We start from the raw sequence: 23,572 nt of genomic DNA, 5'->3' as shown, positions 1-23,572 counted from the left end.
CTCTGAAAGACTAGCGAGCGACGCGCCCGCAGATCAAAAGTAGACTTTTCGTCTTCATATGTCCAATATATGAAACCCCTACCGCCCATATTTTAAAACGATGGAACTACGCCATTTGCGCTATTTCACGGCCGTGGCCGAAGAATTGCATTTCACGCGGGCGGCGGCGCGTCTGGGGATTGGCCAGCCGCCCTTGAGCCAGCAGATCCAGCAGCTGGAACGCGAAATCGGCACACCGCTATTTCTCCGTCTGCCCCGAGGCATCGAGATGACCGAAGCCGGCGCCCAGTTCCTGGAAGACGCGCGCGCCATCCTGGCCAGCGCCGACCGCGCGATCGACACGGCCCGGCGGCTGGGACGCGGCGAGCGCGGCGCGATCACCGTGGGCTTCACGGCATCGGCCGTCTTCCACCCCTATCTGCCTCGCGCCATTCGCGCTTATCGCGACCGCTATCCCGACGTGCGCATCACCTTGACGGAAAGCAATACCATTTCACTGCTGCGCGGGCTGCGGCTGGGCGAGGTAGACATCGCCTTTGTGCGGCCGCCCTACCTGCTGGACGCGGAATTCGAATCCGAACGCGTCCTGGACGAACCCATGCTGGTCGCCCTGCCCCCCGATCACGCCTTAAGCCGCCGCCGCAGCGTACCGATTGCGGCGCTGGCCGGTGAGGACTTCGTGTTGTACCCCCGCCCCATCGGCGCCGGCCTGTACGACGCCATCCAGTCCGCCTGCCAGCGCGCGGGGTTCGCGCCGCGCGTGATTCAAGAGGCGCCGCAAATGGCGTCCATCGTCAGCCTGGTGGCCGCCGGCGTTGGCATTTCCATCGTGCCCGCCGCCATGCGGCACATGGGCGCGCAGGGCATCGAATATCGCCCGATCAAGGGCGACGCGCCGCACGCCTTGCTGGACATGGCCTACCGCCGCCATGACCGGTCCATGGCCGCAGGCAACGCCGTATCGTTGCTGCGCCAACTGGCGCACCCGGAGCGCGCGCAGCCGTCCACCTAATGCCCGTAGTGCCCTGTCGCGTTTGTCATCTTCTGTAAAACCCGCGCCTTGGACACCAGAGTAAATTGCGCTACCGCTGATCCGTCCCTAAGCCGGGACGCAGCTTCAGATATCAACCTTTTCAAAGGTGAACCCGTGCGACGTACTCTCTTGGCCTTGGCCCTTGCAACGATTCCCGGCTTGGGCGCTGCCGCCGCGCTGACCTCCGCCATCGGCGCGGTGACGGTCTATCAGGACCGCGCGGTTGTCACGCGTTCGGCCACCAGCGAGTTGGCGGCGGGCGAGCATGAGCTGACCCTGGAAAATCTGCCGGCATCGTTGCAGGAGAATTCCCTGCAAGTGTCGGCCAAAAGCACGGGCCAGGCCTCGTTGCTGGACGTCAAGGTGCGCGACGCCTTTAACGCCGACACGGCCAACGAACGCGTCCGCGCCTTGCAAGACCAGGTGCGCAAGCTGGAAGACCAGATGGCCCAGCTGGATGACGAGGCTGCGGTGCTGGACAACCAGCGCGAATTGGTCTTGATGATGCAGCGCGGCGCCACCGAGCCCTCCAAGGACAGCGCCCGCCTGACCCTGGACGAACTCAAGGCCATCCAGACGCTTAGCGCGGACAGCCTGGCCAAGACCCTGGCCGGCCTGCGTCAGGTCGCGACACGCAAAGAGGCGCTGGAACGCGAGCTTGCGGCGCTGCAAAACCAGCTGAACGTGGTGCAAGGCCAGATGAGCCGCCGCACCAAGACCGTTACGTTGCGGGTCAACCTGGCGCGTGCGGGCAAGGTCGATCTGGCGGTGTCGTACGCCGTCGCCGGCGCGCGCTGGACGCCCGCCTATGACGCCCGCCTGCGTCCCGCCGACCGCAGCGTGGACTTGGGTTACTTCGGCGTCATTCGCCAGAACTCGGGTGAAGACTGGAACAACGTCAAGCTGACGCTGTCCACTGCCCGCCCCGCCTTGGGCGGTGGCGCGCCGACCTTGCAACCGTGGATCATTGATGTGGCCGCCCCGCCGCCGCCGCCGCCGCGCCCCATCGCCGCGCCCGCGCCTGCCGTATCCAGCGAAATGGCCATGAAGCGCGCGCCGCGCGGTGCCAGCCAGGCCTATGCCGAGAGCGCACAGGCCGACGCCATGCCGGAACCGATCGACGTGCGCACCGCGCAGGTGCAAAACGAGGCCACCAGCGCCTCTTTCCAGATTCAGAACCCGGCGACGCTGCCCTCGGACAACTCTACCCAGCGCGTGGCAATCGCAACCGCCAAGCTGCCGGCCACGCTGCAATACCAGTCCACGCCCGCACTGCGCGAAGCGGTATTCCTGACGGCGCAGGCCAGCAACAATACCGAGTTCCCGTTCCTGGCCGGCCCGCTCAATACCTTCCTGGACGACGCTTTCGTCGCGTCCAGCGCCATGAAAGCGGTGATGCCCGGCGAAAAGGTCGAACTGGCGATGGGCGCCGACGACGGTATCTCGATCAAGCGCCAGCTGGTCAATCGCTACACCGAAAGCACGGGTTTCTCTGGTAGCGGCAAGCGGGTGACGTACGAATACAAGATCACGGTAAAGAACAACAAGGCCACCAAGGAACAGGTGTCGTTCAAGGACCGCCTGCCGGTCTCGCGCAACGAGAAAATCGTGGTCAAGCTGCTGTCGCCCGCAGACCGCGACATCAAGCGCGAAGAAGACGGCAAACTGGTCTGGAACTGGGACCTTGAACCGGGCAAATCCCGCGAGACCGTTCTGAAGTTCTCGATCGACTATCCCGGAGACATCGACGTGTCCGGCATCTGATTGCGCCGCCTGCCGCCTGCCGCCGGCTGCTTCAGTGCTGGCGGCAGAATTCGATGAACGCTTCCGGCTCCAGGGGGATGGACAGGCCATAGCCCTGGGCCACGTCGCAACCCAGTTCGCGCAGCAATTGCAGGTCGCGTTCCTGCTCGACCCCTTCGGCCACCACGCGCCGGCCCAGCACCCGGCCCATTTCGATGGCCGCGGCCACCACCGCCCGCGACGCCGCTTCGCGGTGCATGTGGACGATAAAGTCCCGGTCGATCTTGAGTTCTGTAAAGGGCATGGCGGAAAACAGCCGCATCGAGGCGATGCCCGCGCCGAAGTCGTCCATGGCCAGTTCAAAGCCGCGCACGCGCAGCAGGTTCAACGCGGACGACAGGGCCAGCCAGTCGTTGACGGGCTCGTCCTCGGTCAGTTCAATCTTGATCAAGCGCGCCGGCAGTCCCGCCTGCGCCACGCGCTTTTCCAACACTGCGGGCATATCGCGCGAACACAGCGTGGACGCCGACGCGTTGATGGCAATGGGCACGGCGATGCCTTCGGCGTGCAGCGTTTGCTGCACCTCCAGCACGCGATCCGTCACGCGCAGAAACAGCATGCGATCCATGCCGAGCCGATGCGCGGCCGGCACGAAGTCCACGGCCGATATGGCGCCCAGTTCGGGATGATCCCAGCGCGACAGCGCTTCGGCGGCCAGCACTTTGCCGGTGGACAGGCTCATCTGCGGTTGCAACACCACGCTCATGCCCACACCGGTGATCAAGGCCCGGCCCAATTCGGCTTCGACCACTTCGCGGCGGATGGATTGTTGCTGGGGCGTCGTCACGTCCTCGGCGGCCAGCCCGACCTTGATGGCCTGTTGCATGGCCGTGCGGGACACCGGCTTGGACAGCGCCTGTGCCGACGGGCAGCCGGCTTGCAGCGCCAGGCGTACGTGCGACTGCAACAGCTCTTCGCTAAGGCTGCTGATCCAGATGATGGGAGGCATGCTCTTTAGCCGGCCGACATCCACCAGGCGCCGCAATTCGTTGGGCATGTGGGTGCCGTCGCCGTCGCTCATGACGATGTCGCTGATCACCAGGTCGTAGTACTGCCGGCTTAACGCGCTGACCGCTTCCGTGCTGTTGCCCAGACCGGCAACCCGTCGATATCCCAACGCCAGCAGCATGTTCTGCAAATAAGCGCGTTCAACGGGGTGGTCTTCAACGAGAAGAATTCGTCGAGCGGCTCCGGCGTCGGTTTTTGGCATTCGTTCCGTCCTAGCTGATAGGGCGGGCCCAGGCAGGCGGCCGCGGGTTCTGTTCGGGGGTCCGTTCGGGTTTCCATGCTACGGCATTCGCTTGGGATCTGTCGCCGCCGGCAAAGGGCTAAGGCAATTTCCGGGCCGATAGGCGTAGGTTTAAGAAGACCCTGGCCGCAATTGCCTCCCCCCGTTGTCCAGGCGCAACGCGCGGGCTCGTCCAGACGGACGCAGCCCTGGTGCCGGGCGCTGGGCGCGCGGGTGCGATAATGGCCGCCTTTACGCATCTTGCGCAGCTTGCGCATCCACGGCACGGAGCTTCCCTTGACCCGCATTGACGACCCCCAGCACGACCGCGAGGTCGGCACGGCCGACTCGACCCAGGACAACACGCGCACCGACGACACCCGCATCAGCGCCGTTCGTCCTTTGATTTCGCCCGCGCTACTGCAGGACGAACTGCCCGTATCCCCCGCCATCCAGACGCTGGTCGAAGAAAGCCGCACGCAGATCGCCAACGTGCTGCATGGCCGCGACGACCGCCTGCTGATTGTCGTGGGCCCCTGCTCCATCCACGACCATGGCCAGGCCATGGACTATGCGCGCCAGCTGCGCGCCGCCGTCGACCAGCACAAGAAAGACCTGCTGATCGTCATGCGTGTGTATTTTGAAAAGCCGCGCACCACGGTGGGCTGGAAGGGTTACATCAACGATCCGCGCCTGGACGGCAGCTTCCGCATCAACGAAGGCCTGCGTCGCGCGCGCGAACTGTTGCTGGACATCAGCGGCCTGGGCCTGCCGATTGCCACCGAATTCCTGGACCTGCTCAGCCCGCAGTACATCGCGGACCTGATCGCCTGGGGCGCCATCGGCGCGCGCACCACTGAAAGCCCCAGCCACCGGCAGCTGAGCTCGGGCCTGAGCTGCCCGCTGGGCTTCAAGAACGGAACGGACGGCGGCGTGCAGATCGCGGCCGACGCCATGGTTGCCGCCAGCGCCAAGCACGCTTTCATGGGCATGACGAAGATGGGCATGGCCGCCATTTTCGAAACGCGCGGCAATCAGGACACGCATGTGATCCTGCGCGGCGGCAAGCAAGGCCCCAACTACGATGCGGCCAGCGTCGACGCCTGTTGTGCCGCCTTGCGCGCCGCCGGCCAGCGCGAACAGGTCATGATCGACTGCTCGCACGCCAACTCCAACAAGTCGCACCTGCGCCAGATCGACGTGGCCAACGACATCGCCGCGCAGCTGGCCCAAGGCGATGCGCGCATTACCGGCGTCATGATCGAAAGCCATCTGGAAGAAGGCCGCCAGGACCTGAAGCCCGGTCAGCCGCTGCGCCGTGGGGTGTCGATCACCGACGCCTGCCTGGGCTGGAGCCAGACCGAACCGGTGCTGGAAACGCTGGCACAGGCGGTGCGCCAGCGCCGCGTGAAAGTAGGCGGCGCCGCGTAAGCGCACGCCCACGGGGGCCGTCACCGCGACCGCCCCGCCCCGCCGCCATGCGTGCTGCTTGCTTAGCGGCGCAGTGCGTAAGGCGCCGGGTCCATGTCCGGCGTCTGGCCGGTGATCAGGCTGGCAAGCAGCTTGCCGGTCACCGGGCCCAACGTGAAGCCATGGTGCGCATGGCCAAACGCCATCCATAGCCCCTTGTGCCCCGGCGCGGGGCCGATCACCGGCCGCATGTCCGGCATGCAGGGCCGGCATCCCATCCACGGTTCCTGCTCCACGGCTGCCCCCAGCGGCAGCAATTGCCCCGCCAGTGCGCGCGTGCGTTGTATCTGGACGGGCGACGGCGGCGCATCGCGGTGGGCAAATTCAGCGCCGGTCGTCAGCCGCACGCCTCGCGTCATCGGCGTCACCACGAAGCCGCTATCGATGTCGGCCACCGGATGCGACAACGTCGCGCCTGCGTCCAGCCCAAAGTGCTGGTGATAGCCGCGCTTGACCGCCATGGGAATGCGGTAGCCCAACGGCCGCAAGATATCCAGCGACCACGGGCCCATCGCCACCACCACATCACGCGCCTCGATCCGGCCGGCGTCTGACTGCACCTGCCACCGCCCGTCCGCGGAAGCCTGAAGCGTGCGGGCATCGCCCCGCACCAGTTGCCCGCCACGTTGCTGGAACAGCGCCGCGTAGCCGCGCGTGACGGCGCCGGGGTCCGACACGTTGACCGGGTCCAGCCAATGCACCGCGCCCACGACACGGTCTGACAAGGATGGCTCCAGCGCCCTCAGCGATTGCCGGTCCAGCACTCGGTAGTTCAAGGCATACGGCGCCAGCGCCTCAGCGTCGGCAACTGCCCGCGCCAGCCCGGCCTCGGTACGCGCGGCGTCAATCCACCCGTTACGGCGAAAGAGGGGCGTCAGATTCGCATCGTCTTTCAGCGCGTCGTGCTCGGCCACGCTGCGTTCGATAAGCGGCAACATCGCCTCGGCCGCACGCGCCAGCCGCGTTGGCGACGAATGCCACCAATAACGCAGGAGCCATGGCGCAATGCGTGGCAGAAAGCGCACGTGGTAGCTGACGTCGGGCGTGTTGTTGCGGGCATAGCGCCACAGGCTGCGCCAATCCCGGGGAAAGGCGTACGGAATCACGCTGGCCAGTTCGATCAGGCCCGCGTTGCCATAGCTGGTTTCTTCCCCCGGCCCCTTTCGGTCCAGCAGCACCACCGAACGGCCGCGCGCTAAAAGATGCAGGGCCGTACTGACGCCGACAATGCCCGCGCCCAGAACCACAACGTCTGTTTTCATGCGCCGAATTCTGCGCTTGCGCCCCATGTTCGGCAAGCGGCGCGCGGCGTAGAATCGCGCAGCTCGCCATCACGCCAACTTCGCGCAGCGTGGGCACACCATTGAAACAATTGGTATCATGCGCGTCGGCATGGCTGCGTTGACTGTATGCGCCAGGCTGTTTTGATTGCCGGACGCCGTTGTCCGGGCCGCTACTTTCAAGTCAGGTATGGACAGCTCTCCCCTTATTCCCGCCGCCCTTTCCGTGTCGCGCCACAGCGTTTTCATCTACACCGAGGAACAGCGCGGCAACCAGTTGGTTGAATCGCCGGTCATCGGCATGCTGTCGGATATTTCCGGTTCCGAAAAACTGCTGGTGGTGCAAGATCCGCACAGCGGCTTGAAGTTCATCTACCGCGTCGATCACGAAAGCAGCAACCTGGACGCCGCGGCGATCACCGAACACGAACCCGCGGCGTTCGACGGCAAGACGTCGGTGCAGATCAACGCCATGTCCTATCGTCTGGGCAGCGCCGAGAACGCGATGAAATTGCTGCGGGGCAAAACGCAATGGATCCAGGACAAGGGATCGGTGTTGTCGGTGTTGCTGCAAAACGCCGCCGCCCGCAAGACCCGTTTCGCCTCGGCGCGCATCGAGCGCGACCGCATGCGCAAGGTGCCGGCAGGCGTACCGATTGAATATCTGCCTACATAAATCGGATGGCGCCAGCCCGTGGCTCCTTATCCACAATTTCTGTGGATAAGGCTAACGCGCAAGCAAGATGGCCGGCCGTTTGAGGGATGCGCAACGGGCTGCGCAAAGTTTGATCAGGCACGGTTTTGGCGCCGCCCGGATGCCATCCGGCAAGTTTGCCGCGCCGCCGCAACGTCGTTGGTGATATTCTCCGCAAGCGCCACGATACGAAACGTATCCAGCCGGCCACGTGTCCGCGCAAACGGACTCTTTTTCAAAACCAGATAGCCACCGCATGTCAGCAGCCACCCGCGTGCTTGCCCTTGGATCGCGTCACGTGCGAACGCCGGCGCGTACCCCGCCGTGACCATCATCGTTGTGGACGATCACGGTGACTGGCGCGACACCATCGTCGAGACCATCCAGGACCTGGGGCTGGACAAAGCCATCCTCACGGCCGGATCGCTTGCCGAACTGGACAAGCTGCTGCTGAACGTCACGCCCGGCATCCTCGTGCTGGACGCCATGCTGCCCGACGGCGACGCCTTCACCCGCATCGCGCATCTGCGCACCTGCTATCCGTCGATGGGCATCATCATGCTGACCGGCCGCCTGCTCAGCGAAGACAAGGTGTCCGGCCTGAGCCTGGGCGCCGACCATTACCTGACCAAGCCCGTCAACCTGGCTGAGCTGGGCGCGACCCTGGTGTCGTTGTCGCGGCGCCTGCGCGTGGTGCCCGCGACAGGCATGGACGACGCGGAATCCGATGCGTGGCGTTTCGATCCCTCGCGCCGCACGCTGGTCTCGCCCGAGCGCGTCTGCGTAGACATCACCGATACCGAAAGCCGCTTGATCGGCGCGCTGATCCAGGCCGCGCCGCTGCCGCTGTCACGCGGGCGGCTGGTCGAAGCGCTGGGCGCCAGCGTCGACGCTTACGACACCCACAGGCTGGACGCCCACATGCATCGCCTGCGCCGCAAGCTGCGCGCGCTGGCGGGCGGCGACATGGGCATCCGCACCGTGTACGGCGTAGGCTATGTCTGCACCACGCCCGTGCAGGTCGTTGGCAATTCCAAACCCTGAGCCGCTTCTTACTGATTTCATGACGCCTGCCTTCCGCCCCCGCCGTTCCGTCCTCTACATGCCCGGCGCCAACGCGCGCGCGCTGGACAAGGCTCGCAGCCTGGACGCCGACGCGCTGATTCTTGACCTGGAAGACGCCGTCGCGCCCGATACCAAGGCCCGGGCGCGCATGCAGGTGGCTGCGGCGCTGACGGCGGGCGGCTATGGCCGGCGCGAGTGCATCGTGCGCATCAACGCGCTGGACACGCCCTGGGGGCTGGACGATGTTGTCGCCATTGCGCAGGCCGGCGCTGACGCCGTGCTGCTGCCAAAGGTGCAATCCCCCGCGCAGTTGCAAGCCCTGGCCGACGCGCTGGATGCCGCCGGCGCGCCGCCGGATTTGCCCCTATGGGCCATGGCTGAGACGCCACTGGGCTTTCTGCGCCTGGACGCCATTGCAGGCGGCCACCCCAGGTTGGCCGCCATCGTGGTCGGCACGTCGGACCTGGTCAAGGACCTGCACGCGCGCCATACCCCCGGCCGGGAAGAAACATTGCTGGCGCGGTCAATGGCCGTCATGGCAGCGCGGGCCCATGGCCTTGCGGTGCTGGACGGTGTGCATCTGGACTTGCAGGACGACGCCGGTTACGCCGCCACCTGCCACCAGGGGCGCGACCAGGGGTTCGACGGCAAAACGCTGATTCATCCCAAGCAGATCGCGGCCGCCAACGCGGCCTTTGCCCCCACCGACGATGAACTGGCGCTTGCCCGCAAACGCCTGGACGCATGGCGCGCTGCCCAGGCCGAAGGCTTGGGCGTGGCCGTGGTGGACGGGGCGCTGGTTGAAAACCTGCACGCGCAAGAGGCCGAGCGCATTTTGGCGTTGGCCGCCGCTATCGCGGGCGCGTAGCGCGCTTCTGATGGCCGAAGCCGGCAGCCGGCAGCCGGCAGCCGGGCAATATGCCGCCGTTTTGCCCGAATAAACAGACCAAAACACGTCTGAAGCAGCCCAGGATCCCACTCGAATCCTGCTCACGACACGCCGCCGGCTGCGTCAGAACGCGCGGCCCGGTACAATAGCGCCCACAATTGGACGACGCCCCTTCCCTGGGGCGTGTCTTTTTTCTATTCGCGCCCGCTGTCCTGCCGCTGTTTGGTTATTGTTTTGCCGATGTTTTGTCGCTGCCTTGGGCCGCGGCGCCGGCCACCAGGCATTTGCGCGCGAACTCGCCCGGTTCCCTATTTTTGCGCCGCCCCTTGTGGCGGGAGCCACGCCGCGCGCTTGCCGCGCCACCCCCTGCCCCAAGATTCATGATCCGCTTCCAACAAGTTTCACTCATGCGCGGCGTCAAACCCTTGCTCGACAAGGTCGACCTGCTCTTGAACCCCGGCGACAAAATCGGCCTGATCGGTGCCAACGGCGCTGGCAAATCCAGCCTGTTCGGCCTGTTGCGCGGCACGCTGCACGCCGACCAGGGCGACCTGGATTACCCCTCCAGCTGGCGCATGGCCTATGTGGCGCAGGAAACCCCCGCGCTGGACCGCCCCGCGATCGAATACGCGATTGACGGCGACGTCACCTTGCGCAAGCTGGAAGCCGAACTTGCCGCCTTGGAAGCCGAACCGGAAAGCGCCGAAAACGGCCTGCGCATGGGCGACATCTACGCCGCGCTGGCCGACGCCGACGCCTACACCGTGCACTCGCGCGCCGAACAACTGCTGACCGGCCTGGGCTTCACGCAAGAGCAGATGCACCTGCCGCTGACCAGCTTTTCCGGCGGCTGGCGCATGCGCCTGAACCTGGCACAAGCGCTGATGTGCCCGTCCGACCTGCTGCTGCTGGACGAGCCCACCAACCACTTGGACCTGGACGCCATCATCTGGCTGGAAGACTGGCTCAAGCGCTATGCCGGCACGCTGATCGTCATCTCGCACGATCGCGACTTCCTGGATGGCGTGGTCAACGTCATCGTCCATATCGACGAACGCAAGCTCCGCCGATACTCGGGCAACTATTCGTCGTTTGAACGCCAGCGCGCCGCGCAACTGGAACTGGCGCAAGGCATGATGGAAAAGCAGATGCGCCAACGCTCGCATCTGCAGTCCTTTATCGACCGCTTCAAGGCCCAGGCCAGCAAGGCGCGTCAGGCGCAAAGCCGCATCAAGGCGCTGGCGCGCATGGAAGAAATGGCGCCCTTGCGTGCCGCCGCCGAATTCTCGTTTGAATTCCGCGAGCCGCTGCGCGCGCCCAACCCCTTGCTGACCATGGACAAGGTCAGCGCGGGCTACCGCGTGGAATGCGAAGATACGCAGGCCGTGTCCGACAAGATCATCGTGTCAGGCATCAACTTTTCGCTGCAAGCGGGGCAACGCATCGGCTTGCTGGGCATCAACGGCGCGGGCAAATCCACGTTCATCAAAACCATCGCGGGCGACCTGACCACGCTGGCTGGCGACACGCAATTCAACAAGGGCCTGTCGATCGGCTACTTTGCCCAGCACCAGGTCGAGATGCTGCGCCACGACGAATCGCCGTTGTGGCACATGACAAAGCTGGCGCCCACCGTGCGCGAACAGGAATTGCGCAATTTCCTGGGCAGCTTCAACTTCAACGGCAACATGGCCACCAGCTCGATCGCGCCGTTCTCGGGCGGCGAAAAGGCGCGCCTGGCATTGGCGCTGATTGTCTGGCAGCGCCCCAACCTCTTGCTGCTTGACGAGCCCACCAACCACCTGGACCTGGAAACGCGTGAAGCGCTGACCACCGCGCTGGCGCAATTCGAAGGCACCTTGATGCTGGTCTCGCACGACCGCCACCTGCTGCGCGCCACCACCGACGAGTTCATCATCGTGGCCGACGGCGCCGTGCGACCGTTTGACGGCGACCTGGACGACTACAAGGATTGGCTCTACAAAACCAAACTGGCCGCCAAAGCCGCCTGATCGCGATACAATCCCGCGAATTGCCCGCACGCGTCCTTGATGCGTCGTTTGCGAGGCGGCCTTCAACCACGTCCCGCTGTCCGCGGGACGCGTTTTTTCAGCGCTCGTAGATGACGATCAAAGACCAACTATTTCTCGCCAGCCAGTATCTTGCGCCCCATCACCTGGTGTCGCGCTTCTTTGGATACGCCTCAGACTGCCGGGAACCCGCGGTCAAGAACTGGATGATTTCGCGCTTTGTCCGCAAGTACGGCGTGGATATGCGCGAAGCGCTGCAAGAAGACCCGTTGGCCTACGACTGCTTCAATGATTTCTTCACGCGCGCGTTGAAAGACGACGCACGCCCGCTGGACGACGAACCGGGCTCGGTGCTCTGTCCGGCCGACGGCGCGATCAGCCAGTTGGGCGCCATCGAACAAGGCCGCATCTTCCAGGCCAAGGGCCACAGCTACGGGCTGGTGGATCTGCTGGGCGGCGACGTAGAACGCGCCGCGCCGTTCCAGGGTGGCGAATTTGCCACGGTCTACCTATCGCCCAAGGACTATCACCGCGTGCACATGCCGGTGGCCGGCACGCTGCGCGAAATGATCCACGTGCCGGGCCGCTTGTTCTCGGTCAACCCGCTGACCGCGCGCAACGTGCCGCGCCTGTTCGCGCGCAACGAACGCGTGGTCTGCATTTTTGATACCGAGCATGGGCCGATGGCGCTGGTGCTGGTGGGCGCGATGATCGTAGCGTCGATCGAAACCGTGTGGGCCGGCCTGGTCACGCCCTACAAGCGCCGTGTCAAAGCGGTGCGCTATGACGCCGCCGCGCGCGCGCCGATCCATCTGGAAAAAGGCGCCGAAATGGGCCGGTTCAAGCTGGGTTCGACCGCCATCGTGTTGTTCGGCCCGGACCAGATCCGTTGGGCCGACACGCCGTCGGTGCTGGGTCCGGTGCGCATGGGTGAATTGCTGGCCCTGCCCAAGCATCGTTGAATGGGCTGACCCCAGGCGGGTATTTCAATAAAAGCGAATAAGCTCATCGCGTTTTATTCGCTTTTCGCGGTCAGGCCGCGTCGGTAGATTACGGACTTTTCCAGGTCCAGTCTTTTTTCCGACGCCCTCTGCCATGACGACATCCACGCTGAACACGACGCCTGCCGACACCTCGGCGGGCAACGCAGCCACGACCTCGGCCGCTCCGCCCGCCCCATCGGCGGCTACTGCCGCACAGCCGCTGCCGCGCGCGCTGGCCCGAATGCTGTCGTTGGACGATTTTGAAGCCGCTGCGCGCCGACGCCTGCCCCGCCCCATCTTCGGCTACGTGGCGGGCGCGGCGGAAGACAACCAATCCCTGCAAGACAACCGACGGGCATTCGCGCAATACGGCTTTGCGCCGCGTGTGTTGGTCGACGTGTCGCAACGCACGCAGCGCACCGAGCTTTTCGGGCGCGGCTACGCGTCTCCTTTTGGTATTGCGCCGATGGGCATCAGCGCGTTGTCGGCCTATCGCGGCGACGTGGTGCTAGCCCGCGCCGCGCGCGCTGCGGGCATTCCGGCCATCCTTAGCGGCACCTCGCTGATCCCCTTGGAAGAGGTCATCCAGCAAGCGCCGGGCACCTGGTTCCAGGCCTATCTTCCCGGTGATCCGGCCAAGATCGACGCGCTGGTCGAACGCGCCCGGCGGGCCGGCTACGAGACCTTGGTGCTGACCGTGGACATTCCGGTGTCCGCCAATCGCGAGAACAATGTCCGCACCGGTTTCTCTACGCCGCTCAAGCCCAGCCTGCGATTGGTGTGGGACGGCCTGACCCGGCCGCGCTGGCTGGCGGGCACGTTCCTGCGCACGCTGATGGCGCACGGCATGCCGCACTTTGAAAACTCGTTCGCCACGCGCGGCGCGCCGATCGTATCCGCGTCGGTGTTGCGCGACTTTACCGCGCGCGATCACCTCAGCTGGCAACACGTGGCGCGCATCCGTCGGCAATGGCCGGGCACCTTGATTATCAAGGGCATCCTGCATCCGCAAGACGCCGCGCTGGCCCGGCAACATGGCGTGGACGGCGTGATCGTGTCCAACCATGGCGGACGCCAGCTGGATGGCGCGATCTCGCCGCTGCGCGCGCTGCCCGGCGTGGTGGATGCCGCGGGTGGCATGACCGTGATGATGGACAGCGGCGTGCGGCGCGGCGGCGATGTGCTCAAGGCCCTGGCGTTGGGCGCGCGTTTTGTCTTCGTTGGCCGGCCATTCAATTACGCGGCGGCCGTGGGCGGCCAGGCCGGTGTTGCCCATGCCATCAATCTTTTGCATGCCGAGGTGGACCGCAACATGGCGATGCTGGGCATCAATACCGTGCAGGAGATGAACGCGGGCTTGCTGTGGCGCGATGGCGCGGTCGCCCCCGCGTCTTAAGCGCGCGGCCCGGCATAGAATGGCGTTTCCCTTGCCCGCCCCACGCCCGCCGTGTCCCTACGCCAATCCTCGTTCTTCCTGCGCTTTCTGACCCTGGGCGCCCTGGCCCACGTCTATGTGGGCGCACGCCTGATTCCCGACGCGCAACTGGCCGCAGCCGGCGCCACCGCTGCCATCGTCGGCTTGCTGCTGTCATGCATTTTGATTCCGCTGGGCATGCTGGCCCGCTCTTCCATCAACCCGCCCTGGGGCGACCGCATTGCGTGGGTCGGCCTCTTGGCGATGGGGCTGTTTTCGTCCCTGTTCGTGCTGACCGTCATTCGCGACGCAGCGTTGCTGGTCACCTGGGGCGTGGCGTGGCTGGCCAACGCCGACCTGCCCTGGCCCGACGTGCGGCGCTACAGTGCGTGGGGGGTGGCCGGGCTGGCGTTGGCGGGCACGCTTGTCGGCTTCTACAACGCCCGCAGCCGGGCGCGCGTCGTCGATGTTGACGTGCCGATCGAGGGGCTGCCGCAAGACCTGGACGGTTTCACCATCGTACAGATCAGCGATGTGCATGTCGGGCCCACGATCAAGAAACGCTACGTGCAGGCCATCGTGGATGGCGTCAACGAATTGCTGCCCGACATGGTCGCCATCACTGGCGATGTTGTCGATGGCAGCGTCGAGCATCTGTCCGACCAGGCCAGCCCGCTAGGAACCTTGCGCGCCCCTTACGGCGTATACCTGGTGACCGGAAACCATGAATATTATTCAGGCGCCACGGCTTGGATTGCCGAATTCCGCCGCATGGGCTTGCGCGTGTTGTTGAATGAGCATGCCGTCATTCACCCGTCGGGCCTGCCCGTGGTGGTGGCGGGCGTGACGGATTACAGCGCGGGCGCATTCGATCCGCAGCAGCGCAGCAACCCCAAGGCCGCGCTGGCCGGCGCGCCGCCCGATGCCTGCGCCCGTATCCTGCTGGCGCATCAACCGCGCAGCGCGGCGGCCGCGCAGCCGCTGGGCTATCACTTGCAGTTGTCCGGCCATACCCATGGCGGCCAGTTCTTTCCGTGGGGTTTTTTCGTGCGCTTTCAACAGCCCTACACCGCCGGCCTGCATCGCCTGGGCAAGATGTGGGTGTACACCAGCCGTGGCACGGGGTATTGGGGCCCGCCCAAGCGGCTGGGCGCGCCGTCCGAAATCACGCGGCTGCGGCTGCGCGTGGCGCGGTCCGCGTAGCTGGCCTTCGCCGTCAATCTCCGCCGTCAGATTCGGCCTTCTGGTTCGGCCTTCTGGTTCGGCCTTCAGGTTCGGCGTTCAGATTCGGCCTTCTGGTTCGGCCTTCTGGTTCGGCCTTCTGGTTCGGCCTTCTGGTTCGGCGTTCAGGTTCGGTCGTCACGTCCGTCATCACGTTCGGCCGATCCGCCGGTCCACCCGCGTGCGGCAAACCCGCCCTCCACGCCCTGCCCGCCTAGTCCGCCACATCCGGCGCGTTGTCGGGCAGCGGCCCGCGTTCCAGATAGCTGGTCAGTGCGATATCGCTGGTGGTGTTGGTAATGCCGTCAATCTGATGGATGCGCGCCAGCAACAGCTCTAGCGCCTGCGTATCGCGTACGCGCACCTTGAGCAGCATGGCGCTCTTGCCGGTAATGGTGTGGATTTCTTCCACCTCGGTGAGCTCCGCCAGGCCCAGCACCTGTTGCGTGATGCTCCAGTTGGCGGTGTCTACATGCACGAAGGCCAACAGCGGCCGGCCAATACGCGCGCCGTCCAGTCGTGCCGCGATGCCTTTGATCAACCCGTCGCGCTTCAAGCGCTTGACGCGTTCGTGCACGGCCGGGGCGGAAAGATTCAATAATTTTCCCAGTTCGGCGTAACTGGGGGTAGCGTCGCCAGCCAGCAGCGTTAATAGTTTTCGGTCGCGATCGTCTAGGTCTGGCATCGGAATCAAGTTCTGCCTTACGGCATTCGAACTTTTATGGAATAAGGAAATATCGGCGTAAACCCTTATTTTATTCCAATAAAATTCGGCGCATGCAAAATCCTGGCAATCAAACCTCGAAGCAGGCGTCGTCCGTACCCGCGCTGATGTTCGCCGTCAGCGTGGTCGGGTCCAACGGCCTGGCGCTCAGTCCGATACTGACCGATGTGGCGCAGTCCTTTTCGACCTCGGCGTTAACCATCAGCACCGCCATCTCGGCCTACGGCGCGGCCACTGCCGCCAGCGCCTTTTTTCTGGCGGGCCGCATTGACCGCATCGGCATCCGCCGTTCGCTGCTGGGCGCGATGCTGGTATTGATCGCCGCGCTGCTGCTGTCCGCCACGGCGCCGCACTGGCTGGTGTTGACCGCCGCGCAAGCCTTGGCCGGCGCCGCCGCCGGGGTGATTCTGCCCGCGGCCTACGGGTCGGCGTCCATGGTGGCGCCCGCGGGCCAGGAGGCTCGCACCTTGGGGCGCGTGATTGCGGGATGGTCGGTGTCGCTGGTGGCCGGGGTGCCCTTGTCCGCGCTGATCTCGGATGCCGTCGGCTGGCGCGCCACCTATGGCACCTTGGCGCTGTGCGCCACGATTGCGCTGCTTGGCTTGTGCAAGCTACCCGAGCGCCGCGCGCAGAACGCCCCGCCGCTGCGCTTGTCGCGGCTGCTGGCGCCGCTGTCCTATCGCGATGTGCCCGTGCTGTTGCTGGCCTGCCTGGCGTTCTCGTCGGCGTTCTATGGCGTGTACGCGTTTCTGGCCGACCATGTCCGTGCGTTGCTGGCGCTGTCGGCGGGTCAGGTCGGCTTCATCGCGTTTGCCTATGGCGCGGGCTTCATGCTGGCGGGGTTCGCGGGCGCGCCGCTGATCGAAAGGCTGGGACCGCGCCGCGCTTTGCCGCTGGCCCTTGCCACCATCGCCGTGGTCTATCTGGTGCTGCTGCCTGCCGCCCATGCGCTGGCGGCGGTGTTGGCGCTTGCCGTGCTGTGGGGTGCGGCGTCGCAGATCAGCCTGAACCTGCTGGTGTTGCTGTTGTCCCGTGCACGGCCCGACGAACGCGGCGCCGTGCTGGGCTTGAACACCTGCACCACCTACCTGGGCGCCAGCGTGGGGACGGCGGTGGCCGGCACGCTGTACACGCATATGGGCTTTGAAGCGCTGGGCCTGTGCGCAGCGGCCGCCGTGGGCGTGGCCGCGCTGGGTTTGCACTGGCGCTTGAACGGGCGGCGCGCAGGTCGGCGCGAGGCCACGGCGTAGGCGCAACCTGCCACGCAAATTGCCTTACCAGGGGAAGCTGATCAGGTCGCCGTACAAGCGCTTCAGGGTGGTTTTGACCTCGGGCGAGTTCTGGTAGATCGAAATGAACTTCAACAGGCGCGGGTCCTGCGCCTTGTCGGGCGTGGTCACCCAGCGTATGGCGTAACGGCGGATGCTGGCCGGATCGGTGTTGTCGAACGCCAGCCCGTCCTTTTCGTTCAGCCCGGCCTGCTTGGCAAACGTGGTGTACGTAACCGACGCCGTCACGTCATCAAAGGTGCGGGCTGACTGCGAGCCCTCGATCTGCACGAACTTCAAGCGCTTGGGGTTGGCCACCACGTCTTGCAACGTGGCCTGATGCGCCACGCCGGGGGTCAGCTTGATCAGCCCGATCGATTCCAGCAGCAACAAGGCGCGGCCGGTATTGACGGGGTCGTTGGGCACGGCAATGGTCGCGCCGTCGGGCACCGTGTCGCCCTTTTTCAGCTTCTTCGAGAACAGGCCGATGGTGGTCGAATAGCCATAGGCAATCGGCGTCAGGTTGGCGCCCCGGCGCTGGTTGAACAGTTGCAGGAACGGCTCGTGCTGAAAGAAGTTTGCATCCACCGAGCCGTCGGCCACGGCAATGTTGGGCAGCACCCAATCATTGAATTCCACCAGCTTCACGTCCAGGCCTTCTTTCTTGGCCTGCGCAATGGCAATTTCAGTGGCTTCGTTGGCCACACTGGGGATCACGCCGATGCGCAAAGGCTTTTCCTGGGCGGCGGCGGTGGCGCACAGCACCACGGACAAGGCCGCCACGGTGGCGCCGCGCGTCAACGTTGAAAACAAGGAGTGCAAAAACATGAGAGCCATCCAGAAGTCAGGAAAAAACGGCCGGCATGGTCGGTATCGACGTGACGGCGCAGGCGCTATTGTGCAGCAGCCGGCCAAGGTGCGCGTTACTATCCGCCCATGATGAACCCCACCGGAGTCCACCACTTGCAAACCCCCGCCAGCTTGCCCACCCAAATCACCCTGATCGGCGCTCCCACCGACATCGGCGCGGGCGCACGCGGCGCGTCGATGGGCCCCGAAGCCCTGCGGGTTGCCAATCTGGGCCCCGTGATCGAGGCTCAGGGTTTTGAAGTGATCGATCGCGGCAACCTTTACGGCCCGGCCAACCCGTGGCTGCCTCCGGAAAACGGCTATCGGCATCTGGAGGAAGTGGCGGCCTGGAACCAGGCGGTGCACGATGCCGTCTATGCCGAACTGACACTGAACCGCCTGCCGATCCTGCTAGGCGGCGATCATTGCCTGGGCATCGGCTCCATCAGCGCCGTGGCCCGCCATTGCCGTCAGTCCGGCAAAAAGCTGCGCGTTTTATGGCTGGACGCGCATGCGGATTTCAACACCCATGCGCTGACGCCCACGGGCAATATTCACGGCATGCCGGTGGCGTGCCTGTGTGGGTACGGACCCGTCCAGATCACGGGCATGTCCGGCCAAACGCCCGATATCGAGCCCGGCTGGGTGCGCCAGATCGGCATCCGCAGCGTGGACCAAGGCGAAAAGCGGCTGGTGCACGAAGCGGGCCTGGAAGTGTTCGACATGCGCTACCTGGACGAAATGGGCATGCGCGCCACCATGGAAACCGCGCTGGCCGGGTTGGATGCCGACACCCATCTGCACGTGAGCTTTGATGTGGATTTTCTTGACCCCGACATCGCGCCCGGCGTGGGCACCACGGTGCCCGGTGGCCCCACCTACCGTGAAGCGCAGCTGTGCATGGAAATGATTGCCGACACCGGCCTGATGCGGTCGCTGGACGTCGTGGAACTGAACCCCGCGCTGGACGTGCGCAACAAGACGGCCGAAGTCGCGGTGGACTTGATCGAAAGCCTGTTCGGCAAATCGACGTTGATGCGCCGGGGCAGCTAAGGCCCGCCGCCTGACGCCACCCTGCCGGGGCGCCCGCTGCTGCCGCCGCCGCTGCTGCCGCCGCCGCTGCTGCCACCGCCGATGCTGACACCGCCGATGCTGACACCCCCGCGGTTAGCGCCCCCTACCCCGCGCGCGCCTGCCTGATGGCGTCGGCCGCGTCGGTCAGATAAGCCAGGTTCTGCTCCCGCCGTTCCCACACGCGCGGGGTCGGGCCGGCCATGCACAGCGCATACCATTCCCCGCCCAGGTCCAGCGCCACGGCAAGGCCGGTCAGATCAGCCACGCTTTCGCCGACGTTTGCCGCCCAACCGCGTGCCTGCACTTGCAGAATGTCCGCCAGCAAGGCTTCGCGCGTAGTCAACGTTCGATCGGTATGACGGGCGTAGCTGGCGCTGGCCAAAACGCTGTCGCGCTCGGCGGGCGGCAGGCGTGCCAGCACCGCCTTGGCCACCGCGCTGGTGTGCAGCGGCCGGCGCTCGCCAGGGCGCGCGGCGTAATGGACCGGCTGCGTGGATTCCACCACTTCCAGGAACACCACGGCGCCGTCCTGAATTTTGCCCAGCATGACCGTCTCATTGGCGGCGTCGCGCAATGCCAGCAGATGCGGACGGACTTGTTCCAGCCAGGGATCACCGGCTTGTATCAGCGCGCTCATGGCTTGCAACCGCGCCGTCGGGTAATAGCCGCCACGACGCCGCACCTCGTACAGATAGCCACGCGCCACCAGCGTGCGCACCAGCGCCAGGCAACTGGACATGGGCGCGCCCAGCCCTTGCGCCAATTCCGTCAGCGGCATGGGCCGGCGCGCCTGCGCAAAAAGCTCGATCAAGTCCAACGTGCGGGCAACAAGCTTCACTTCCATGGTGGTGATCCCTGTGCGGATTTACCGTCGCAAAAAGTCCAAATCTGCTAGGTATTCCACTATGTTGACTTTTCATATGGGCGAACCTAAATTCTTGCACAGGAATTATCTTTCACCAATAGGAATTCCTTTTCTGCCGGCCACAGGTCCGGCCGCCCGTCAGCGGTACCGCGTCAACACCAAAAACTCAAACCATACGGCCCGCCATCGGGTCGGGGAGACAGATAGATGCGTATCAAACCCCTGTTGGCGGCCCTGGCCGCCACAATGGCCGTGTGCTCGGCCCATGCCCAGTCCGATGTCGTGCGCCTGGGCGTGTCCAATGACCGCTCGGGCATTTACTCGGACCTGGGTGGGCTGGGTTCCGAAATGGCCGTGCGCATGGCCGTCGAGGATTTCAACGGCAAGGTCGCCGGCAAGACCGTCGAGGTGGTGGGCGCGGATAACCAGAACAAGGCCGATGTGGCCTCGGCGCTGGTACGGCGCTGGTTTGACACCCAGGGCCTGGTCGCCGTGGTGGACGGCGGCGCCAGCTCGGCGGGCCTGGCGGCCCAGGGGGTGGCGCGCGAAAAAGGCGGCACGGCGCTGATCAGCGGCGGGTTCGCCGGAGACTTCAGCGGCAAGCAGTGCAGCAACCTCAGCACGCAATGGGCACCGGACACCTATGCGCTGGCCAACGCCGTAGTCAAAAGCGTGGTCGAGGGCGGCGGTAAATCCTGGTACTTCATCACCACCGACTACGTCTTCGGCAAGTCTTTGGAAAGCAACGCCAGCCGCTTCGTGCAGGACGCGGGCGGCAAGGTGCTGGGCAGCACCCGTCACCCCCTGGGCGCGATGGATTTTGCGTCGTTCCTGGTGCAGGCGCAGGCATCGAAGGCGGACGTCGTGGGGCTGGCCAGCGCGGGCGGCGACCTGGTCAACCTGATCAAGCAGGCGCAGGAATTCGGGCTGACCGGCGGCAAGCCGCGCTTGTTGACCTTCCTGACCTTCATCAACGATGTGCAGGCGATGGGCCTGCCCGTGGCGCAAGGGTTGACCTTTCCCACGGGCTTTTACTGGGATGCCGACGATGACACGCGGGCCTGGACGCAGCGCTGGCAGAAGAAGATGGGCGTGACGCGTCCGCCTTCCATCGTGCAGGCGCTGAGCTACGTGGCCACCACCCACTACCTGCAAGCCGCCCAGGCCGCGGGCACCTTCGAAGGCGCCGCGGTCAACAAGAAGATGCGCGAACTGCCCATCACCACCAAGCTCATCAAAAATGCCCGCATCCGCCCCGAAGACGGGCGCGTCATCATGGACCTGTATCTGGTCGAAGTGAAAAAGCCCGCCGAATCCAAGTACCCCGGCGACTTCTATCGCATCTTGTCCACCGTGCCGGGCGACAAGGTATTCGTGTCGCTGGCCGACAGCGAATGCCCCCTGGTAAAAAAGTGAATATCGTTCCCCCGCGCCCGGGTGTAGGCTGCTGGCTATAAAAAACCACGAAGGAGACCTTTCCATGAAGTGCTATTGCGTTGTGAACTTCCGCGAACCCTTGCAGGAAATGGACGCGCCCACGCCTACCCCGCAAGGCACACAGGTGCTGTTGAAGGTGCGTGCCGCGGGGGTGTGCCACAGCGATATCCACTTGTGGGAAGGCGGCTACGACCTGGGCCAGGGGCGCACCCTGGCGCTGAAAGATCGCGGCGTGTCGCTGCCGCTGACCATGGGCCATGAAACCGTGGGCAGCGTGGCGGCCGCCGGCCCCGACGCGCAGGGCCTGTCCGCCGACAAGAATTACCTGGTGTACCCGTGGATCGGCTGCGGAAAATGCGCACCGTGCCAGGCGGGCATGGAAAACCATTGCAGCGCGCCGGCCTGCCTGGGCGTGCATCGCGCCGGCGGCTACGCCGATCACATCCTGGTGCCGCACCCTAAATACCTGATCGACATCGGCGACCTGGAACCCGCGCAGATCGCCCCCTACGCCTGCTCGGGCCTGACCACTTATTCCGCACTGAAGAAGATCGGGGCGGACGTATACCGCGAGCATCCCGTGGTGATCTTCGGCGCGGGCGGCCTGGGCTTGATGAGCCTGACGCTGATCAAGGCCCTGGGCGGTGCGGGCGCCATCGTGGTCGATATCGACCCGGCCAAGCGCCAGGCGGCCCTGGACGCCGGCGCGCTGGCCGCCATCGATGGCGCCGCGCCCGACGCCGCGCAGCAGATCATCAAGGCCGCCGGCGGCAAGCCGGTGCAGGCTGCTATCGATTTGGTCGGCGCGCCCGCCACGACGTCATTGGCGTTCGACTTCCTGACCAAAGGCGGCAAACTGATCATCGTGGGCCTGTTCGGCGGGGCATCGTCGTGGCCCATCGCGCTGATCCCGATGAAGGCCATGTCGATCATCGGCAGCTACGTCGGCAACCTGGCCGAATTGCAAGAGCTGATGGAACTGGTGCGCGCGGCCAAGGTACCGCCGATGCCGGTGCACCGCCACGCACTGGCCGAGGCCGACAGCGTGCTGGCCGCCCTGCGGGCCGGCAAGGTGGTCGGCCGCGCGGTGTTGACCAACGACTGACTGGCGGCCGCGTTATGAAAAAGGGAGCCTTGGGGCTCCCTTTTTTTGCGGCTTGGCACCATTCATGCGGCTTTCAAGCGTGGGTCATAAACGAACCGTTCGCGCCGCACCACCACAATGTTCTCGGCATCCGGATGCGCCGGGTTGATCAGCAGATTGCAGTCGGGCACGCCGCGATACGGCACGATTGCGCTGGGCAATTCCAACAGTGCCGACACGCCGGAGGCGACCCAGTTGTCACCCACCGTCTGCGAGGCCTCGGCAAACGGCACCGCTTCCCAGAACGGATAGTTGCGCTGCAATTGGTCCACGGTCAGCACCTGACGCGCGTCATGCACGGCGCGGGGCACCGCCACTTCAATCAGATAACGGTTGGCCTGTTCGGATGCGCGCGCGGCAAAATGCACCACGGTTTCCAGCACTGCCAGCGCCACGCTGGCCGACGTGTAGACCACTGCCGTGCCGGGGCTGTTGTAGCGCCCGCCCACCGCCGCCGCGCCCGCGCCGCTGAGGTCGTCGGCGCGGTATTTTCCTGCCGTGGTGCCGATACGCCACAGCGAAATGAAGTCGCTCATGCGTACACGCCGGCCGCCGCCCGGGCCAGGGTGTCCTCCACAATCCGGCTGCTGGCGTCCGACGTCAGCAGCGACAAGGGCTTGACGTTGCCCAGCGCGGGCACCGGCGTGTTCAGCCACTGCACCGCTTCTTCATCGCTACCCAGCACCTGTCGCGCCACGCGCGCCACCCGGGCCACGCGTGCCAGGCGGTCGGATTCCCCCAGCGGCAACATCTGCCCTTCGCGCGTCCATCGCGACAGCGACGCCGCCTTGACCTCGGTGATGGCCATGATTTCCGACTTGGGCACCTGAAGGAAATCCGCCGCGTCGTCGACCATCTGCGCCGGCAAGCCACGCCGCACATCGCGCGCGATATCGCTAAGCGGGCTATCCACCAGTTCCTGGAACAACTGCTTGGCGCGCGGCAAGGCGCGGCGCGGCGGCCGGGCGGACGCGGCGTCACGCTTTTCGGCGGATTTTCCGGTAATGGACAGGGTCATGATGCGCTCCGGGTAACGGCTGGGCGGACAGCGGGCGTCTGTTGAGAACCAGACGCGGGCTGACGGCCCGGCAAAGACGTTCC

At 65.3% G+C, this 23,572-nt stretch carries 21 protein-coding genes; 14 read left to right on the top strand and 7 right to left on the bottom strand.

The genetic code is table 11. The features are described 5' to 3' along the window. The first annotated feature begins 100 nt into the window (after nt 1-100). Nucleotides 101-1,012, top strand: a complete 912-nt coding sequence (locus tag V6F88_RS04250; RefSeq protein ID WP_332608111.1) for a LysR family transcriptional regulator — start codon at nt 101-103, stop codon at nt 1,010-1,012. A 135-nt stretch (nt 1,013-1,147) separates the two neighbouring features. Then, a complete protein-coding gene (locus tag V6F88_RS04245) occupies nt 1,148-2,797 on the top strand; it encodes a mucoidy inhibitor MuiA family protein (protein ID WP_332608110.1) in 1,650 nt (549 codons plus the stop codon). Between the two features lie 31 nt (nt 2,798-2,828). Here V6F88_RS04245 and V6F88_RS04240 read toward each other — a convergent pair whose 3' ends face one another. Continuing rightward, the gene (locus V6F88_RS04240) at nt 2,829-4,046 is read right to left on the bottom strand and encodes an EAL domain-containing response regulator (RefSeq protein ID WP_332608109.1); all 1,218 of its coding nucleotides are present in this window, start codon (nt 4,044-4,046) and stop codon (nt 2,829-2,831) included. A 315-nt stretch (nt 4,047-4,361) separates the two neighbouring features. On the opposite strand from V6F88_RS04240, the gene V6F88_RS04235 reads away from it, so the two are divergent. Continuing rightward, nucleotides 4,362-5,495, top strand: coding sequence for a 3-deoxy-7-phosphoheptulonate synthase (locus V6F88_RS04235; protein ID WP_332608108.1), 1,134 nt, complete (start codon nt 4,362-4,364; stop codon nt 5,493-5,495). Nucleotides 5,496-5,557: 62 nt separating this feature from the next. Here the strand turns inward: V6F88_RS04235 and V6F88_RS04230 are convergent, their stop codons facing one another. Next, on the bottom strand, nt 5,558-6,796 hold the full coding sequence (locus V6F88_RS04230; RefSeq protein WP_332608107.1) for an FAD-dependent oxidoreductase: 1,239 nt from the start codon (nt 6,794-6,796) through the stop codon (nt 5,558-5,560). Between the two features lie 208 nt (nt 6,797-7,004). Here V6F88_RS04230 and V6F88_RS04225 point away from each other — a divergent pair, with 208 nt between their 5' ends. The 7 genes from V6F88_RS04225 to V6F88_RS04195 all read left to right on the top strand — a co-directional run bounded on the left by V6F88_RS04225 (nt 7,005) and on the right by V6F88_RS04195 (nt 15,092). Beyond that, nucleotides 7,005-7,490 (top strand): hypothetical protein, encoded by a 486-nt coding sequence (locus V6F88_RS04225; RefSeq protein WP_332608106.1) that lies wholly within the window; start codon nt 7,005-7,007, stop codon nt 7,488-7,490. 342 nt (nt 7,491-7,832) lie between these two features. Further along, a complete protein-coding gene (locus V6F88_RS04220; protein ID WP_332608105.1) occupies nt 7,833-8,552 on the top strand; it encodes a response regulator transcription factor in 720 nt (239 codons plus the stop codon). A 19-nt stretch (nt 8,553-8,571) separates the two neighbouring features. Beyond that, the gene (locus tag V6F88_RS04215; RefSeq protein WP_332608104.1) at nt 8,572-9,441 is read left to right on the top strand and encodes an HpcH/HpaI aldolase/citrate lyase family protein; all 870 of its coding nucleotides are present in this window, start codon (nt 8,572-8,574) and stop codon (nt 9,439-9,441) included. Between the two features lie 401 nt (nt 9,442-9,842). Further along, the gene (locus tag V6F88_RS04210; protein WP_120155490.1) at nt 9,843-11,474 is read left to right on the top strand and encodes an ATP-binding cassette domain-containing protein; all 1,632 of its coding nucleotides are present in this window, start codon (nt 9,843-9,845) and stop codon (nt 11,472-11,474) included. Nucleotides 11,475-11,584: 110 nt separating this feature from the next. Continuing rightward, a complete protein-coding gene (gene asd, locus V6F88_RS04205; protein ID WP_046806279.1) occupies nt 11,585-12,454 on the top strand; it encodes an archaetidylserine decarboxylase in 870 nt (289 codons plus the stop codon). 262 nt (nt 12,455-12,716) lie between these two features. Continuing rightward, nucleotides 12,717-13,871 carry an alpha-hydroxy acid oxidase gene (locus V6F88_RS04200; RefSeq protein ID WP_332608930.1) on the top strand — a complete coding sequence of 385 codons (1,155 nt, stop codon included), beginning with the start codon at nt 12,717-12,719 and terminating at the stop codon, nt 13,869-13,871. A gap of 51 nt (nt 13,872-13,922) precedes the next feature. Then, nucleotides 13,923-15,092, top strand: coding sequence for a metallophosphoesterase (locus tag V6F88_RS04195; RefSeq protein ID WP_332608103.1), 1,170 nt, complete (start codon nt 13,923-13,925; stop codon nt 15,090-15,092). Nucleotides 15,093-15,324: 232 nt separating this feature from the next. On the opposite strand, the gene V6F88_RS04190 is transcribed toward V6F88_RS04195, so the two are convergent. Continuing rightward, nucleotides 15,325-15,795: an Lrp/AsnC family transcriptional regulator gene (locus tag V6F88_RS04190; RefSeq protein ID WP_332608102.1), complete on the bottom strand. Its 471-nt coding sequence runs from the start codon at nt 15,793-15,795 to the stop codon at nt 15,325-15,327. A gap of 92 nt (nt 15,796-15,887) precedes the next feature. On the opposite strand from V6F88_RS04190, the gene V6F88_RS04185 reads away from it, so the two are divergent. Continuing rightward, the gene (locus V6F88_RS04185; protein ID WP_332608101.1) at nt 15,888-17,084 is read left to right on the top strand and encodes an MFS transporter; all 1,197 of its coding nucleotides are present in this window, start codon (nt 15,888-15,890) and stop codon (nt 17,082-17,084) included. A 24-nt stretch (nt 17,085-17,108) separates the two neighbouring features. Here the strand turns inward: V6F88_RS04185 and V6F88_RS04180 are convergent, their stop codons facing one another. Next, entirely contained in the window at nt 17,109-17,930 is an 822-nt protein-coding gene (locus tag V6F88_RS04180) for a MetQ/NlpA family ABC transporter substrate-binding protein (protein WP_332608100.1), read from the bottom strand. A 108-nt stretch (nt 17,931-18,038) separates the two neighbouring features. Here V6F88_RS04180 and rocF point away from each other — a divergent pair, with 108 nt between their 5' ends. Then, entirely contained in the window at nt 18,039-19,004 is a 966-nt protein-coding gene (gene rocF / locus V6F88_RS04175; protein WP_332608099.1) for an arginase, read from the top strand. A 124-nt stretch (nt 19,005-19,128) separates the two neighbouring features. Here the strand turns inward: rocF and V6F88_RS04170 are convergent, their stop codons facing one another. Continuing rightward, on the bottom strand, nt 19,129-19,869 hold the full coding sequence (locus V6F88_RS04170; RefSeq protein WP_332608098.1) for an IclR family transcriptional regulator: 741 nt from the start codon (nt 19,867-19,869) through the stop codon (nt 19,129-19,131). Between the two features lie 228 nt (nt 19,870-20,097). Here V6F88_RS04170 and V6F88_RS04165 point away from each other — a divergent pair, with 228 nt between their 5' ends. After that, nucleotides 20,098-21,306, top strand: a complete 1,209-nt coding sequence (locus V6F88_RS04165) for an ABC transporter substrate-binding protein (protein WP_332608097.1) — start codon at nt 20,098-20,100, stop codon at nt 21,304-21,306. 64 nt (nt 21,307-21,370) lie between these two features. After that, entirely contained in the window at nt 21,371-22,432 is a 1,062-nt protein-coding gene (locus tag V6F88_RS04160) for an alcohol dehydrogenase (RefSeq protein ID WP_332608096.1), read from the top strand. A gap of 62 nt (nt 22,433-22,494) precedes the next feature. Here V6F88_RS04160 and V6F88_RS04155 read toward each other — a convergent pair whose 3' ends face one another. Together V6F88_RS04155 and parS are read right to left on the bottom strand one after the other, a co-directional pair. Continuing rightward, a complete protein-coding gene (locus tag V6F88_RS04155) occupies nt 22,495-23,007 on the bottom strand; it encodes an RES family NAD+ phosphorylase (RefSeq protein WP_332608095.1) in 513 nt (170 codons plus the stop codon). After that, nucleotides 23,004-23,489, bottom strand: a complete 486-nt coding sequence (gene parS / locus V6F88_RS04150) for a type II RES/Xre toxin-antitoxin system antitoxin (RefSeq protein ID WP_332608094.1) — start codon at nt 23,487-23,489, stop codon at nt 23,004-23,006. The genes V6F88_RS04155 and parS overlap by 4 nt, the downstream gene beginning before the upstream one ends. Nucleotides 23,490-23,572 lie beyond the last annotated feature (83 nt).

The sequence above is a fragment of the Achromobacter sp. ESBL13 genome, from assembly GCF_036668755.1.
Lineage (GTDB): Bacteria > Pseudomonadota > Gammaproteobacteria > Burkholderiales > Burkholderiaceae_B > Achromobacter.
The sequence above is the reverse complement of the archived record's forward strand: the minus strand, read 5'-3'. Positions and strand labels throughout refer to the sequence as shown.